Raw genomic sequence first — 15,013 nt, 5'->3', positions numbered from 1 at the left:
TCCTTAACCAACGATGAGGTCCTCTTGCGCGGGGCGCACGTGCCGCAGGTGCGTCCGGGCTCGGAGGCTGAGGGCGGCGAAGAAGGACAGCGGCCCCAACCGTCCCACGAACATCAGCCCGATGATCAGCAGCTTGCCCGCCACGCTCAGGCTGGGCGACATATCCATGGTCAACCCCACCGTGCAGAAGGCGCTGACCACCTCGAAGAAGACGGGCAGGAAGCTGGCGCGCGCGGCCTGCACCGACTCCGCTCCGCGCCCCTCCGTGAAGGAGAGCACGAAGACGGCCGCCGTCATCACCCCGAAGGCGATGAGGGCCAGCGACACCGTGCGTTCGATGGTCCCCTCCGGGATGGCGCGGCCGTGCAACTCGGCGTGCCGGCGGCCCCGGATGCGCGTGAAGGCGAGCGCGCCCAGCACCGCCAGCGTCGTCGTCTTCAAGCCCCCGGCCGTGGAGCCAGGACTGCCCCCCACCACCATCAGCAGGATGGTGAAGAAGCCGCTCGCGTTGCTCACCTCGGAGTAGCTCACGCTGTTGAAGCCCGCCGTGCGCGCCGTGGCGGACATGAACCAGGCGTTGGCCACCCGGTCCACGTAGCCCAGGGGCGCCAGCGTTCCCCGCCACTCGAAGAGCGCGAAGAGCACGGTGCCGCCCACCAGCAACACCCCGGTGACGAGCAGCGCCGCGAAGGTGTGCACACTCATCCGCCGGGAGCGCTGGTCGCGGCTGCGCCACCAACGCAGCGCCTCCTCGCTCGACAGGTAGCCCAGGCTCCCCATGATGATGAGGAAGGAGATGACGAGGAGCGTGAGGGGCTCCCGGTTGAAGCCCACCAGCGAATCACTGAACGTCGAGAACCCGGCGTTGCAGAAGGCGCTGACCGAATGGAAGACGGCGTGCCAGGCCGCCTCCTTCCAGCCGAAGCGCGGCAGCCACAGCAGCCACAGCAACAACGCCCCCAGCGCCTCCACCCCCAAGGTGAAGCGCGCGACCCGCAGCGTCAGCGACACCACGTTCTGCCGGTGCGTGTAGTCCATGGGCGCACCGACGATGACCTCGCTGCGGAGGGAGAGCCGTCGGCCCAACGCGCCGATGACGAGTGTGGTGAGGGTGACCAGCCCCAGGCCCCCCAACTGAATGAAGACGAGCAACCACAGTTGCCCCCAGCGGGTGAAGGCCGTCGCGGCGTTCACCACGGAGAGCCCCGTCACGCACACCGCGCTCGTCATGGTGAAGAGCGCGTCGAGAAAGCCCAGGCGCGGGCCCGTGTACAACGCCGGGAGCCAGAGCAACCCCGCCGTCCCCACCGCGATGAGGACCGCGAAGGAGAGCGCCAGCAGCGCCGCCGGTGAGATGGAGAACCAGCGCAGCCAGAGCCAGCGGAGGGGTGAACGAAGGAAGGAGTCCACGGGGCTGGGGAGACCATCCACCAAGTCGGGGCGTTCCACCAGTTTCCCATGCTCGAACCGGGCCGCGGAGGCGCTCCGCGGGGCTCAACCGCCGCGTCGCTTCGCGCCACGCCGCCCGTTCGAAGCAGCCGGTTCCTTCGGCAGGTGCCGCAATCCCATCCACCCGAGCGCCGCGACGTGGCGCGCGACGTGGTCAATCGAGAAGGAGCGCCCATCCTCCGCCCACCACTGCCCCACCTGCGTCACCATGCCCACCAGCGCGTTCGCATAGATGGGCGCGACCTTGGGGTTGTAGCCAGCGTGCTCGAACTCGCTCTTGAAGATGTCCGAGACCCGCAGCGCGAGGTCGTCGATGACGCGCGTCAGGCCTCGCCGTCCAGCCGCCAGCGGTGAATCGCGCGTCATCACCGCGAAGCCCGCGGGCTCCTCCTTGGCGTACGTCATGAAGGCCAGCACCGCCCGCTCGAACCGTTCGCGGGGCGTGCCCGAGGCGATGCTCTCCGACACGCGCGTCACCAGGTCATCCATTTCCCGGTCCACGATGGCCGCGTAGAGCCCCTCCTTCGCGCCGAAGTGTTCGTAGACGATGGGCTTCGACACGCCCGCTTGATGGGCCACCTCCTCGATGGAGGTCGCCTCGTACCCCTTCGAGGCAAACACGCCTCGCCCCACCGCCATCAACTGGACCCGGCGGTCGGCACCCGAGAGTCGCTTCTTCGTCGCCACGTTGACCTCTAACCTACCCAACAGTAAGTTACCCAACCGGAACCTACCAACTGGTAACTCTCCGGTGGAGTTGGAGCCCCTCATGTATCCCGTCTCTCGCCGAGCCGTCTTGTCCGACACAGCCGAGCTCAACGTCCTCGCCGTCCTCGAATCGGGGGGCCGGTCCTGAGCGCCCAGGCCGCGGAGAAGCCGAAACTGCGGGGGGTCCTGCATCAGTTCGCCGCCACGGGTGCGCTGGGAGCGGGCCTGGTGCTCGTCTTGATGGCCCCGACCGACCGGGCCGCGGCGGCCGCCGCCGTGTTCGCCGTCAGCCTGGTGGTGTTGTTCTCGGTCAGCGCGACCTACCACCGGGTGAACTGGTCCACGCGAGGGAGGACGTGGATGCGGCGCATGGACCACGCCTCCATCTTCATCCTCATCGCGGGCACCTATACGCCCGTCGCGCTGCTGGGCATCTCCGGGGCCGCGGGCAACCGCCTGCTGCTCCTCATCTGGGCAGGCGCGCTCGCTGGAGTCCTGCAGTCGCTGTTCTGGATACAGGCGCCCAAGGTGGTGACGGCGGCGTTGGCCGTCGCGGTCGGCTGGACGCTGGTGCCGTACTTCGATGAAGCACGGCAAGCCCTCACGGGCAGCAACCTGGCGCTCATCCTCGCGGGGGGCGTCGCCTACACGGCGGGCGCCCTCGCCTATGCCCTGAAGCGGCCGAACCTCCGGCCCGGCGTCTTCGGCTACCACGAGCTGTTCCACGCGCTGACGCTGGTTGGTGCGGGGCTCCACTTCACGGTCGTCCTGCGGCTCGTCCGCGCCGCGACCCTGTAGACACAGGAATGCCAGGGTCAGCGTTCTGACCTCCAGACAACATGGGCCGGCCCGGCCGGCCGCTTGACTAGAATCTGACTCTAGAATCAGATTCTAGTCATGGAGCGTAAACGTCGCAGCGCGACTGGCGAGCAGAGCCGTCGCGCCATCCTGGATGCCGCGCTGGATTGCTTCTCCCGGCTGGGCTGGGCGGCAACGACCATCGAGGACATCCGCAAGGTCAGCGGCGCCAGCGTGGGCAGCGTCTACCACCACTTCGGTGCGAAGGAAGGCATCGCGGTGGCGCTCTACATCGACTGCCTGCGCCTCCATCAGGAGTCGTTGCGGGGGCGGCTGGAGCGGAAGCACGACGCGGAAGCCTTCGTGCGCACCATCGTCACCCACCACATCGCCTGGTCCCGGGAGCACCCGGAGGCCGCCCGCTATCTCCTGCGCATGCGCCGTGAGGAAGCCGTGGCCGCGGCCGAACAGGAAATCCAATCCGCGACGGGCGACTTCATCCGGGAAGGCTTCAGCCGGATGAAGGCCCATGCCCAGGCGGGCGAGCTGCTGCCACTGCCTCCGGCCGTCTACATGCCGCTGATGCTCGGCCCCGCCCAGGAATTGCTGCGCGCCTGGGCCAACGGTCACGTGGAGCTCAAGGCCGGCATCGAAAAGGTCCTCGCAGATGCCGCCTGGCGATGCCTGCGTCCGGAGACAGCCCCCTCCAGGAAGGTGCCATGATACAGGATGACGCCCTGCCCGCTCCCGTCGCGACCGCCTCACCGGAGGTCGTCCGGATTCCCGCCCGAGATGGGCTCCCACTGGCCGCGACGGTGTATCAGGGGCTCCAGGACAATGGCGTGGTCGTCCAGATCAATCCCGCGACGGCCGTGCCGCGCAGGTACTACGACGCCTTCGCCCGGTTCCTCTCGGGCCGAGGCTTCACGGTCGTCACGTATGACTACCGGACCATGGGGGACTCGGTCGTCGACGCGTCCCTGCGCAACCAGGCCCGTTTCCAGGACTGGGGCGAGCTGGACACGCCCGCCGTGCTGGACTGGGTGACGGCTCGGTTCCCCTCGCACCGGCTGGCCGTCGTGGGCCACTCGGCGGGCGGGCAGATGCTGGGGCTGGCGGAGAACGCCTCGCGCATCCAGTCCGTGCTGCTGATTGGCTCACAGCACGGCTGGTGGCGGCACTGGCCGCTCCGCCAGAGGCTGGCTTTGGCCGCCATCTGGTACGTCGCGCTGCCCGTCTCCGTCGCGCTGCTGGGCTACTTCCCGGGCCGCGCCGTGGGCTCGGAAGACCTGCCGGGAGGCATCGCGAAGCAGTGGGCGCGCTGGTGCCGCAACCCACACTACGTCTCCGATGACAACGGCGCGCCGCTGAGGCCGTACAACGACCGGGTCCGGGCACGCATACGGCTCTACAGCTTCTCCGACGACGCCATCGCGCCGGAGGCCGCAGCGCGTGCGTTGCTCGACTACTACCCGAACGCGACGCGCGAGCACCTGCACCGCACGCCCGCGGAGCTCGGCATGAAGCGCATCGGCCACTTCGGCTGGTTCCGCTCCAGCACGCCCGAGGCCGTCTGGATGGAGGCGGCGGATTGGCTCGAACAGACGAAGTGACTCCACCACCCAATGAGGGACTCATGAGCAACTTCATCACGGAAGAGACCGAAGGGTTCGTGCGGAAGATTGGACTGAACCGCCCTGAGAAGCGGAACGCGATGAACATCGCGCTCATCGAGCAACTCTCGGGTGCGCTGGGGCGGGCCGAGGCCGACGAGAACGTCCGGGTGTGCGTGCTCTTCGCTCACGGCACCGTGTTCACGGCGGGGCTGGACCTCATGGATGTGTTTCCCAGGCTGGGTGACGCCCAGACGCTGTTCAGCGCGGCGGGCATCGACCCGTGGGCCACGCATGGCCCCGCGAGAACGAAGCCGCTCATCATCGCGGTGCATGGCAAGTGCCTCACGCTCGGTATCGAACTGATGCTCGCGGCCGACATCACGGTGGCTTCCGAGGACGCAACCTTCGAGCAGATTGAAATCGACCGAGGCATCTTCCCCTTCGGCGGGGGCACGGCCCGGTGGGTGCGGACCATGGGTTGGGGCAACGCGATGCAGTACCTGCTGACGGGCGATGCGCTCGACGCGCGTGAAGCGCACCGGTTGGGGCTCGTGCAGCGTGTCGTCTCGCGCGAGGCGTTGATGGAAACTGCGATGGGCCTCGCGGCCCGCATCGCGTCGAAGCCGCCCCTCGCCATCAAGGCGACGATCGAAAGCGCGCGGACGGCCGTCCTCGAAGGGGAGCGCGCCGCGGCTGCGAAGCTCCTGCCGGCCATCCAGCAGCTCGCGACGACCGAGGACGTGCAGGAGGCGCTCTCCGCCCACTTCGAACGCCGGCCCGCGACCTTCCGAGGCCGATGACCGTCTCAGGAGGCCCGGAGCATGCCAGCGCATCCAGAGCCCCATCACGGGGAGCCCACCTCCGCTCCGCGCGTCCGACGGATTCTCGCGCTGCGCGAGCCTCTTTGCCGCCACAGCGCCCCTCGCGGACGCATCCGCGTTCCGGGCGCGACCGGCCCGGAGCGGCTTCGAGACCTTGACCCTCGACTACCGAGGCATTGGCCGCTCATCTTCGTCGCCCACCCATGCGGCGGCCATGCACTGGGGCTCATTCAACATGGTCGACGTGAACAACGTGCGCCCCGTGGACGCCCCGCGCCGTCGTCGGCCCGAGGCGTCCTGACGCAGTCCTGGCTCAGGCCTGCTCGGTGCGCAGCGTCACCGGATGTTCCTTGAGCCATGCCTGGCAGCGCTCGATGCGCGCGGCGGCGGCAGGCAGGCCCATGCTCAGCAGCAGCGCGCGGTAGGGCTCGAAGGCCTCCGGCGTCCACGCGGTGAGCGCCTTGAGGTCGGCCAGCGCCACCATCTCCTCGGGCGAGCGCCCCTCTGCTTCCTTCCGTGCCGTGAGCAGCGCGGCGAGCGTCATCCGCGCGGGCTCCGCCTCGAAGGCGATGGCGGCGTCCATGTACGCCGTGCGGGTGGCGTCATCCGCGGCCGCATCCTTCGCCTTCTCCCGCAACCGGTCGAGCAGCCCCACGAGGAAGTCCTCGTCGAGCGCGCCCTTCACCGCGCGCATCAGCGCCGTCACCGCGTCCCGGCGCACCGAGGGCTCCGTGCCCGTAGGCAGGGCCTTCAGCGCCTGCATCGGGTCCCAGAGCGCGCATGTGAGCCACAGCTCCTCTTCGGGCGAGAAGACGGCCGGCGTCGTCGAGGCCCGCAGCCACGCCTCCACGCGGGCGGCGCGCTCCTTGGCCTCGCGAGCGATGCGCTCGGCCAGCTCCGGGTCCTCTTGCACGTACTTGAGCAGCGCGCCCACGTCGCCGCCGCGAGCCTGTTGGAGCGCGGCCTTCGCCTCGTCGGAGAGGGATTCCTCCTCCAGCCCCTTCACCAGCGCCTCGTACTTCTGGGACAGCTCCTTGTGCCTGGCGCTCCACTCGCGGAACTGCACGTCGAAGACGACGTCCAGGACGGGGATGTCCTCCGGCCGGGCCTTGCCCATCCGCTTGGACGCGGAGGCCAGCAGTGTGCCCACGCCGATGGCACGCCGGTCCTCCGCGGACAGGCCGGGCGTGGACATCTTGGACATCAGCGCGGCGCCGAGCGCCTCCAGGAATGTAGGCGCGCCGAGCGCGCGCACCGTTCCCACCAAGAGCTCGCGACGGGCGCTGGCGGCGTCCTGCTCCGTGTTCTCCGAAAGGCGGGCCAGTTCATTCCCCACGTGCTCGGAGAAGGCCTTCACATCGAAGCGCAGGCCCGGCGCCGGGCCCCAGTCCGTCAGCAACTCCGCCAGCCGCTCCAGGGCACCGGACAGCTTGGACACATCGGGGTCGCCCAGCACTTCCATCGCCGCCTCGAGGTCGGCCCTGGCGGACGAGGCGGGGGCGGCGGGCGGCGCGGCGCGGGCCCGGTCCTCGGCGGCATGGCAGACCTTGTACTTCTTGCCACTGCCACAGGGACACGGGTCGTTTCGGCCGGGCTTCTTCGAGCTCAAGAGGTCCTCAGGGGGTCGCGCAGGCGACAAGGAGAGTCCACGACGGGGCTAGGAGTAGGCATCCCACCGGGCGGGAATCAAGCAGCGCCTGCGTCGAAGGCGGCACGCTCCGCCCCCGAGAGGTCCAGGCCCTGTGCGCCGCCACGCTCTTGCGCCCGGATGCCCGCCTCCAGCACGGCCTGGACGGCCACGGCCTGGATGGGCGTCACGGGGTTGGGCGCCCCTCCCAGCAGGGCATCCCGGATGCCCGCATAGTACTGGCGGTAATCCCCTGCCGAAGCGACGGTAGGCGCGCCATGCCGTCCAGGCGACGGGGCCTCGCCCCACTCCGCGCCTTCTGGAGACTCACCCATCACCAGACGTGGCACCTGCGGCTCCCTGCCCAAGGTGAGCCACGAGCCCCGTGAGCCATGTACGGCGAAGCGAGGCATCAGGGCCGCGATGAGCATGGAGGCTTGGAGCACCACCTGCCGCCGTGGATAGACGAGCGTGTACTGGAACCAGTCATCGACGAAAGCGCCCTCGCGCAAGACCTCGCGCGTACCGGACACCGACTCCGGCAGTCCAAACAGTTGCAGCGCTTGGTCGACGAGGTGCGGCCCCAGGTCGAACCACACGCCCGCGCCCGGAACCATCTGTTCCCGCCACTGGGTGCGGACCTCCGGACGGAACCGGTCGAAGCGCGACTCGACGTGAGCAACGTGGCCCAGGGTGCCTTCCGCCAGCAGCGCCTTCAACGCCAGGAAGTCGGTGTCCCAACGGCGGTTGTGGAACACCGAGAGCAGCAGGCCACGCGACTCCGCCAGGGCCCGCAACGCGCGGGCTTCGGCCAGGGTGATGGTGAAGGGCTTGTCGACGACGACGTGCTTTCCCGCCCGGAGCGCGGCCTCGGCCAGCGGCGCGTGTCGGTCATTCGCCGTGGCGATGACAACCAGGTCCACGTCGGCATGTGTGGCTCCGTCCTCATGGGAGCCGCAGAGGGTGACGTGTGGCAGCGTGGACCGCACCGCCTCTTCCTGGCGCGAGGCGACGACCTGGAGCACCAGCCCGTCCACACCTTGAATCAGCGGAGCGTGGATGGACCTGCCCGCGATGCCGTAGCCCAGCAAGGCCACTCGGAGGGGGGCTCGTCCAAGAGGGGAGAAGGCCATGTCGCACCCTACCCTGGAAAGGGCAACGCCGCCCGCCGAGGAGGACGGGCGGCGTCGCGGTTGGGAGCGGGCTTCCGGGGAGGCCTCGGCGCCGAGGCTTCCACCGCTCCCTTTCTCTGAAGCAGGCTCAGGTGTGGTGGTGCAGGCTCTCCACCAGGTACGGGTCCCCCACCGGCACCATGGGCGTGGAGCGCACGGTGCGCGTCACCGCCAATGTGAAGAGCGCCGCCATTCCCACGAAGCCGGCGAGTTCGAACACCCCCAGGGAGACACCGTCAGGCTGACCACCAGGCACCACCATCAGGTACAGGTCCAGCCAGCGGCCCACCAGGAGGATGGCGGCCACCCGCAGCAGGTGCGACGGATTGCGCTTCGCGGGCCTCGGCAGCAGCAGCACGAAGGGCAGCGCCCAGTTGAGCGCCACATTCACATAGAAGGCCACCGCCCAGGTGCCGTGCAGCCGGGTGACGAAGTAGACCGTCTCCTCCGGGATGTTCGCGTACCAGATGAGCAGGAACTGCGAGAACCACAGATAGGCCCACAGCGTGGCGAAGCCGAACATCAGCTTGCCCAAATCGTGAAGGTGGCTGGTGTTGAGCTGCGGCAGCGCGCCCGCGCGGTGGAGCAGGATCGCCGTCACGGTGATGGCGCACACCGTGGAACTGAGCAGGCCCGCGATGTTGTAGAGCGCGTAGATGGTGCTGAACCAGTGCGGCTCCAGGGTCATCAACCAGTCGAACGCGGCCAGACAGAAGGTCAGCGAGAAGAGCACCAGGAACACCGCCGACACCGTCACGTTGCGCCCGGCCAGCTCCAGGGAGCGCTCCGCGTCCTGCCGCAGGGAGATGCGCCGCAGCATCCACGTGAAGCCCACCCACAGCGCCAGCATCACCACCATGCGGACCGCGAAGAAGGGCACGTTGAGGAAGGCGGCCTTCTCGTGCAGCAGGTGGTCCGTCTCCATGACGCCCGGCTTCGCCCACGGATACAGCGTGGACACGAAGGGCAGCAGCGCCAGAATCGTCACGGCCCCCCAGGGCACGTAGGCCGCGAAGGCCTCGGGGATGCGCTTGAACACGGTGAACCAGCCCGCGTTGGCCACGTACATCAGCGCCAGGAACACCGCGCCGCCCAGGCCCAGGCAGAGGAAGTAGAAGCCGCTGGTGAGCAGGCTCGTCAGGGCACGCTCACGCGCGATGGCCAACCCCGCCACCAGGATGCCCAGGCCCACGCCGGCCAACACCTGCGCCGCGCGGTGCACGGCGGGAGGAACCTCGAAGCCACTGGTCGAAACAGCGGCGGCCTCATGCGTCGAAGCGCTCATGGCACGTCCTTCCGCGCCGTCCGCGCGGGGTCCTGCAAGGTCCGGACGTAGTGGACAATCTTCCACCGGTCCTCTGGAGCCACCTGCGAGCCATGGGCCGGCATCAGCCCCTGCCCGTGGGTGATGATGTGGAACACCTGCCCGTCGGGGAGCTGCTTCGCGCGCTCCGCCAGCAGCGACGGCGGCATGGGGAAGCGCGCGGTGACGAGCCCGTCTCCCAGGCCCTCCGGGCCGTGGCACGGCCCGCAGTAGCGCGAGAAGGTCACCTTGCCCCGCGCCAGGACCTCCGGAGAGGCCGGGTACGGATTCTGGAGCTCCCGCCCCGCGCGTGCCGCCTCCTCGGCGCCCGCGGCCAGGTGCAGCGGCTGATACCCACGCGGCACCGTCCCCTTCACCGGCGCCAGCAGCGTCTTGCCGTCCACGGTGACGGGGTTGGCCGCGAAGGTGTCGAACGGCACGGACGACACCATGTCCGGCGCGTATTCGAAGTTGGGCCGCGTCTCGTCCTGCTCGCAGCCCGCGACGGTCAGACTCAGGACCACCACGCCCAGGTGCAGCCTTCTCACGACGCCACCTCCTCCAGCAGGTCCGTCGCCACCGCGCCGTGGCGGCGCATCAGGTCCTCGGCCGCGTCCAGCTCCGAGGGGGCCTCGCGCGGCGTCACCGCGATGGCGAACCGGTCATCCGTGACACGCGGGAGCACCGAGCGGCGGCTCCCGGGGAAGAGCTTCGCCCGCGCCAGGAAGGCCGCCACCGTCGCCAGCGCCGCGAACAGCACCGTCAGCTCGAAGGTCACCGGGATGAACGCGGGGAACGAGTTGAAGGGCTTGCCGCCCACGTTGAGCGGCCAGCTCACGACGCTGGTGTAGTACTGGAGCGACAGCGCCAGCGTGCAGCCCAGCAGGCCCGCGCCGAAGCACACCCAGGTGAGGCGGCTGGGCTTGAGGCCCATGGCATCATCCAAACCGTGCACCGCGTACGGCGTGTACACGTCGTGGAGGACGAAGCCCGCCTCCCGCACCGCCCGGGTGGCGTCGAGCACCTGCGCCTCACTGTCGAAGTAGCCGATGAGAACCGGGGCACTCATACAGGTGCATCCTTTCGGGTGGCGATGGCCAGCGGCACCGGCGACGCGGGCCGGTGGGCCACGGGGTGCGGCTCCTCGGCGATGGGCTTCGCGGGCGGGTGTGGCTGCGCCGCATGACCGTCACGCGCGAAGCCCAGCACGCTCTTCACCTCGCCGATGGAGATGATGGGCAGCACGCGGACGAAGAGCAGGAACAGCGTGAAGAAGAGACCGAAGGTGCCGATGAAGGTCCCCACCTCCACCATCGTCGGCGTGTACATGGCCCAGCTCGACGGCAGGAAGTCGCGGTGGAGGCTGGTGACGATGATGACGAAGCGCTCGAACCACATGCCCACGTTGATGACCAGCGACAGGACGAAGATGGCCGCGGGCGAGGTGCGAATCTTCTTGAACCAGAAGAGGTGCGGCGACACCACGTTGCACGTCACCATGATCCAGTACGCCCAGGCGTAGGGACCGAAGGCGCGGTTCATGAAGGCGAAGCGCTCGTAGGGGTTGCCCGAGTACCAGGCGATGAAGAACTCCGTCGCGTACGCCAGCGACACCAGGCCACCCGTGACGATGATGATTTTCGTCATGTTCTCCAGGTGGCGCAGGGTGATGAGGTGCTCGTAGCCCAGCACCACGCGGGTGATGATCATCAGCGTCAGCACCATGGCGAAGCCGCTGAACACCGCGCCCGCGACGAAGTACGGCGGGAAGATGGTGGTGTGCCAGCCGGGGATGACCGACGTGGCGAAGTCCATGGAGACGATGGTGTGCACGCTGAGCACCAGCGGCGTCGCCAGGCCCGCCAGCAGCAGGTACACCGTCTCGTAGCGGCTCCACGTCCGGTTCGAGCCCGTCCACCCCAGCGACATCACCTTGAAGACGGCCTTGCGAATCCCCGCCTTCGCCCTGTCGCGCACGGTGGCCAGGTCCGGAATCAGGCCCACGTACCAGAACACCGCCGACACGGTGAAGTACGTGGAGATGGCGAACACGTCCCACAAGAGCGGCGAGCGGAAGTTCACCCACAGGCTGCCGCGATCGTTCGGATACGGCATCACCCAGAAGGCCAGCCATGGCCGGCCCATGTGGATGAGGGGGAAGAGCGCCGCGCACATGACGGCGAACAGCGTCATCGCCTCCGCCGCGCGGTTGATGCTGGTGCGCCACTTCTGCCGGAAGAGGAAGAGGATGGCGGAGATGAGCGTGCCGGCGTGGCCGATGCCCACCCAGAACACGAAGTTGGTGATGTCGAAGGCCCAGCCAATCGTCTTGTTGAGGCCCCACACGCCGATGCCCGTGGCCACCTGGTAGCCGACGATGCCGGCGCCCGTGCCGAGCACGGACACCGCGATGCCAAAGGCCACCCACCACTTCCACGTGGGGGCCCGCTCCATGGGGGCGCAGATCTCCTCGGTGAGCTGGCCCAGGGAGCGCGGCTCGGTGACGAGCGGTTCGCGCAGCGGGGACAGATGCTGGTTGCTCATGTGCCGCTTCCCGACCCGGTGTTCCGGATCTTCGTGAGGTAGGTGATGGACGACCCGATGTTCAGCTCCTCCAGCAGCCGGAACGCGCGCCCGTCCTTCGCCAGTCGCGCTACCTGGCTGTCGGGGTCGTTCACGTCACCGAAGTGGATGGCCTTCGCAGGGCAGCTCTGCTGGCACGCCGTCTGGATGGCCCCGTCACGCAGCGGGCGGCCTTCCCGGTTCGCGGCGGCCTTGGACTCCTGGATGCGCTGTACGCACATCGAGCACTTCTCCATGACGCCCCGGCTGCGCACCACGACGTCCGGGTTGAGCACCATCCGCTCCAGCGGCTCGGCGTGCTCGTAGTCGAACCAGTTGAAGCGGCGGACCTTCGTGGGGCAGTTGTTGGCGCAGTACCGCGTCCCCACGCAGCGGTTGTAGACCTGCTGATTGAGGCCCTCGCTGGAGTGCACCGTGGCCAGCACCGGGCACACCGTCTCGCACGGGGCATTCTCACAGTGCTGGCACATCATCGGCTGGTGGACGACCTGGGGATTGGCTTCGTCCCCCTGGTAGTACCGGTCGATGCGCATCCAGTGCATGTCCCGCCGGCGCAGCACCTCGTCGCGCCCCACGCTGGGGATGTTGTTCTCCGCCTGGCACGACACCACACAGGCCGAGCACCCCGTGCAGGCGCTCAGGTCCACCGCCAGCGCCCAGCGATGCCCCTTGTACTCGTGCCCCGACCACAGGGAGAGCGAGTGCCCTCCCCCGCCGTGCCCCGCCTGCACCTCGTTGCCCGCGCGCGGGTTGGCCAGGAAGGCGGCCAGCTCCGCCTCGCGCACGTGCGGCCTTCCCTCCAGCCGGTGGTGCGTCTGCGTCAGCGCCAGGGGCTGCTGCTCGCCGGTGGCCTGCACCGTGACGCCAGGCACCGTGCGCCGCGCGCGTCCGTCCACCACCGCCGACAGCGGGTAGCCATTGACGCCGATGCCATCCGCGACGCGCCCGGCCTGCGTGCGGCCGTAGCCCACCGCCACCGCGATGACGGAGGGGTGCGTTCCCGCCTGCACCAGCACGGGCACCGACAGCGTCGTGCTCCCCGCGCGCACCTGGACGACGTCTCCGTCCTTCAGTCCCAGCGCCTTCGCGCGGGCCGGAGCGATGCACGCCGGGTTGCCCCACGTCACCTTGGTGATGGGGTCCGCCACCTCCTGGAGCCAGGCGTTGTTCGCGGGGGCACCGTCACGCAGCGCCACCGTGGGATACAGCACCAGCTCCCACTCCGAGGCATGACGGGCCACGCCGGCCAGCGCCTTCGCCAGCCCCTCCTCGCGGAAGGCGGGCGCTTCCGCCGCGGCGGCGCCGAGCGTCACCACGCCTCGGCGGAGGGCATCGTCCCAGAAGGCGATGAAGCCCTGCCCCAGGCCGCTGGCCTGGGGGAAGACCTCCGCCTCCCAGCGCGCGCGGAGGAAGTCGTAGTGCGGCTGGGGCGCTCCCGCCCACTGGAGCAGCGACTCCACGCCGCTGCGCGTCTCGTGTAGTGGCGCCACCGCGGGCTGGCGCAGTGACACGACGCCCCGGCGCACCTCCGCGTCGCCCCACGACTCCAACGCGGTGGACTCCGGTGCATGGAGGCCCACGTGCACGGCCGTCTCGTCCCGCCGGTCGCTGGTGGACAGCGTGAGCGGCACGTCCTTCAGCAGCGCGGCCAGCTCCGCGCCGCGCGGGTCGCTGTAGACGGGATTGACGCCCATGAAGAGCACCGCGCCCACGCTGCCGGCGCGCAGCTCGGTCAGCAGCGTCCCCAAGGACAGCGCGTCCGCGTCCAGCGCCGTGCCGTCCGCCAGCGACACCGTGTGGCCCTCGTTGCCCAGCAGCGCGTTGGCGGTGTTGGCCAGCACCTGCGTGGCCACGTCATCACCGCCCGCCACCACCAGGGCATCCTGGCGCTGGGCCCACAGCGAGTCCGCGAGCTCCACCCTCGCGGCCTCGTCCAGCGCGGGCGGCGGCAGCGACGCCAGTCCGGGCACCTCGCGGCCCGCCTTCACCGCCAGCCGCCGCACCAGGTCCGCCAGCACCAGCGCCACATCGGAAGGCGCCACCACGAAGCGGCGGTCCGCGGCGGCACCGGTGAGCGTCATCACCGGCTCCACCTGGAAGTGCCGCGACATCGTCCGGCGCCGGGCCGCGTCGCGCGACTCCGCGTACTGCCGGGTGAAGGCCACGGGCGACACCCACGTCCCCAGGAAGTCCGCGCCGAAGCTGGCGATGACGGCGGCCTTGTCGAAGCGGTAGTCCGGCACGGCGTGCACGCCATGCGTGACACGGTGGGCGTCGGCGATGGCGGACAGCTCCCCCAGCGCTTCGTCGCGCACGGTCCGCGCGGTGGGGTACGCGGCCAGGAAGCGCTTCACGGCCGCCTCCGCCGTGGGCCCCAGGTGCCAGGGCAATACCACGCGGATGCCCTTCCCCGCCTCGGTGGCCTTGCGCAGGGCCTGCGTGACGTCCGCGTCCAGGTCCGTCCAGGACACGCGCGTGGCGCCGCGGGTGGGGTAACGGGCGCGGCTCGCGTCGTAGAGCGACAGCACCGACGCCTGGCCCACCGCGCACACGCCACCGCGCGACACGGGGTGCTCGTCGTTGCCCTCCACCTTGATGGGGCGGCCATCGCGCGTCTTCAGCAGCAGGCCGCACCGGGCGCTGCACCCGTTGCAGGTGGACGCGTACCAGAGCGCCAGACCCGGCGTGACTTCATCCGGGCGCGCCACGTAGGGGATGATTTCCTGCACCGGCGCGCGCTGGCAGGCCACCATGGCCGCCGCGGCGCTCAGGCCCATCAGCTTGAAGAAGTCGCGGCGGCTGTTCGCATCCGGAGGCGTGGCGGCGACGCCCACGGGGAGCGGCTCCGCGAATTCATCCTGCGTCTGTGCGAGCGCGCCAAGGTCGCCAGCGCGCTCCGCCAGGCTCTGCCAGTACTTGGGAAGTGGGTCGGACAT

Annotated in this window: 14 protein-coding genes; 5 read left to right on the top strand and 9 right to left on the bottom strand. The window is 69.6% G+C overall.

Annotated elements, in window-relative coordinates:
- Positions 1-3: 3 nt before the first annotated feature.
- Positions 4-1,449 carry a TrkH family potassium uptake protein gene (locus FMP39_RS16295; protein WP_141591110.1) on the bottom strand — a complete coding sequence of 482 codons (1,446 nt, stop codon included), beginning with the start codon at positions 1,447-1,449 and terminating at the stop codon, positions 4-6.
- Between the two features lie 45 nt (positions 1,450-1,494).
- Positions 1,495-2,136, bottom strand: a complete 642-nt coding sequence (locus tag FMP39_RS16290) for a TetR/AcrR family transcriptional regulator (protein WP_225909458.1) — start codon at positions 2,134-2,136, stop codon at positions 1,495-1,497.
- A gap of 150 nt (positions 2,137-2,286) precedes the next feature.
- Here FMP39_RS16290 and FMP39_RS16285 point away from each other — a divergent pair, with 150 nt between their 5' ends.
- From FMP39_RS16285 to FMP39_RS37965, 5 genes are all read left to right on the top strand, one after another.
- Positions 2,287-2,955, top strand: a complete 669-nt coding sequence (locus FMP39_RS16285) for a hemolysin III family protein (RefSeq protein WP_368667065.1) — start codon at positions 2,287-2,289, stop codon at positions 2,953-2,955.
- Between the two features lie 99 nt (positions 2,956-3,054).
- Complete coding sequence (locus FMP39_RS16280; protein WP_141591103.1) at positions 3,055-3,678, top strand: TetR/AcrR family transcriptional regulator; 624 nt, start codon at positions 3,055-3,057, stop codon at positions 3,676-3,678.
- On the top strand, positions 3,675-4,568 hold the full coding sequence (locus FMP39_RS16275) for an alpha/beta fold hydrolase (RefSeq protein WP_228558037.1): 894 nt from the start codon (positions 3,675-3,677) through the stop codon (positions 4,566-4,568). Before FMP39_RS16280 ends, FMP39_RS16275 begins: the two co-directional genes overlap by 4 nt.
- 23 nt (positions 4,569-4,591) lie before the next feature.
- Positions 4,592-5,371, top strand: a complete 780-nt coding sequence (locus FMP39_RS16270) for a crotonase/enoyl-CoA hydratase family protein (protein WP_141255272.1) — start codon at positions 4,592-4,594, stop codon at positions 5,369-5,371.
- A gap of 175 nt (positions 5,372-5,546) precedes the next feature.
- On the top strand, positions 5,547-5,693 hold the full coding sequence (locus tag FMP39_RS37965; RefSeq protein WP_228558036.1) for a hypothetical protein: 147 nt from the start codon (positions 5,547-5,549) through the stop codon (positions 5,691-5,693).
- Between the two features lie 12 nt (positions 5,694-5,705).
- Here the strand turns inward: FMP39_RS37965 and FMP39_RS16265 are convergent, their stop codons facing one another.
- The 7 genes from FMP39_RS16265 to FMP39_RS16235 form a co-directional block, all read right to left on the bottom strand.
- A complete protein-coding gene (locus tag FMP39_RS16265) occupies positions 5,706-7,001 on the bottom strand; it encodes a YecA family protein (protein WP_228558035.1) in 1,296 nt (431 codons plus the stop codon).
- 77 nt (positions 7,002-7,078) lie between these two features.
- Positions 7,079-8,152, bottom strand: a complete 1,074-nt coding sequence (locus tag FMP39_RS16260; RefSeq protein ID WP_141591098.1) for an oxidoreductase — start codon at positions 8,150-8,152, stop codon at positions 7,079-7,081.
- Between the two features lie 127 nt (positions 8,153-8,279).
- Entirely contained in the window at positions 8,280-9,476 is a 1,197-nt protein-coding gene (locus FMP39_RS16255) for a hypothetical protein (protein ID WP_141591096.1), read from the bottom strand.
- The gene (locus FMP39_RS16250) at positions 9,473-10,042 is read right to left on the bottom strand and encodes a cytochrome c (RefSeq protein WP_141591094.1); all 570 of its coding nucleotides are present in this window, start codon (positions 10,040-10,042) and stop codon (positions 9,473-9,475) included. The genes FMP39_RS16255 and FMP39_RS16250 overlap by 4 nt, the downstream gene beginning before the upstream one ends.
- The gene (locus tag FMP39_RS16245) at positions 10,039-10,563 is read right to left on the bottom strand and encodes a DUF3341 domain-containing protein (protein ID WP_011555509.1); all 525 of its coding nucleotides are present in this window, start codon (positions 10,561-10,563) and stop codon (positions 10,039-10,041) included. The genes FMP39_RS16250 and FMP39_RS16245 overlap by 4 nt, the downstream gene beginning before the upstream one ends.
- Complete coding sequence (gene nrfD, locus FMP39_RS16240) at positions 10,560-12,038, bottom strand: NrfD/PsrC family molybdoenzyme membrane anchor subunit (RefSeq protein ID WP_141591092.1); 1,479 nt, start codon at positions 12,036-12,038, stop codon at positions 10,560-10,562. Before nrfD ends, FMP39_RS16245 begins: the two co-directional genes overlap by 4 nt.
- Positions 12,035-15,013 (bottom strand): TAT-variant-translocated molybdopterin oxidoreductase, encoded by a 2,979-nt coding sequence (locus FMP39_RS16235; protein WP_141591090.1) that lies wholly within the window; start codon positions 15,011-15,013, stop codon positions 12,035-12,037. The genes nrfD and FMP39_RS16235 overlap by 4 nt, the downstream gene beginning before the upstream one ends.

The organism is Myxococcus sp. AB056 (assembly GCF_006547365.1).
Classification (GTDB): domain Bacteria; phylum Myxococcota; class Myxococcia; order Myxococcales; family Myxococcaceae; genus Myxococcus; species Myxococcus virescens.
Note: the sequence above shows the minus strand (reverse complement) of the source record. Positions and strands in the feature narration are given on the sequence as shown.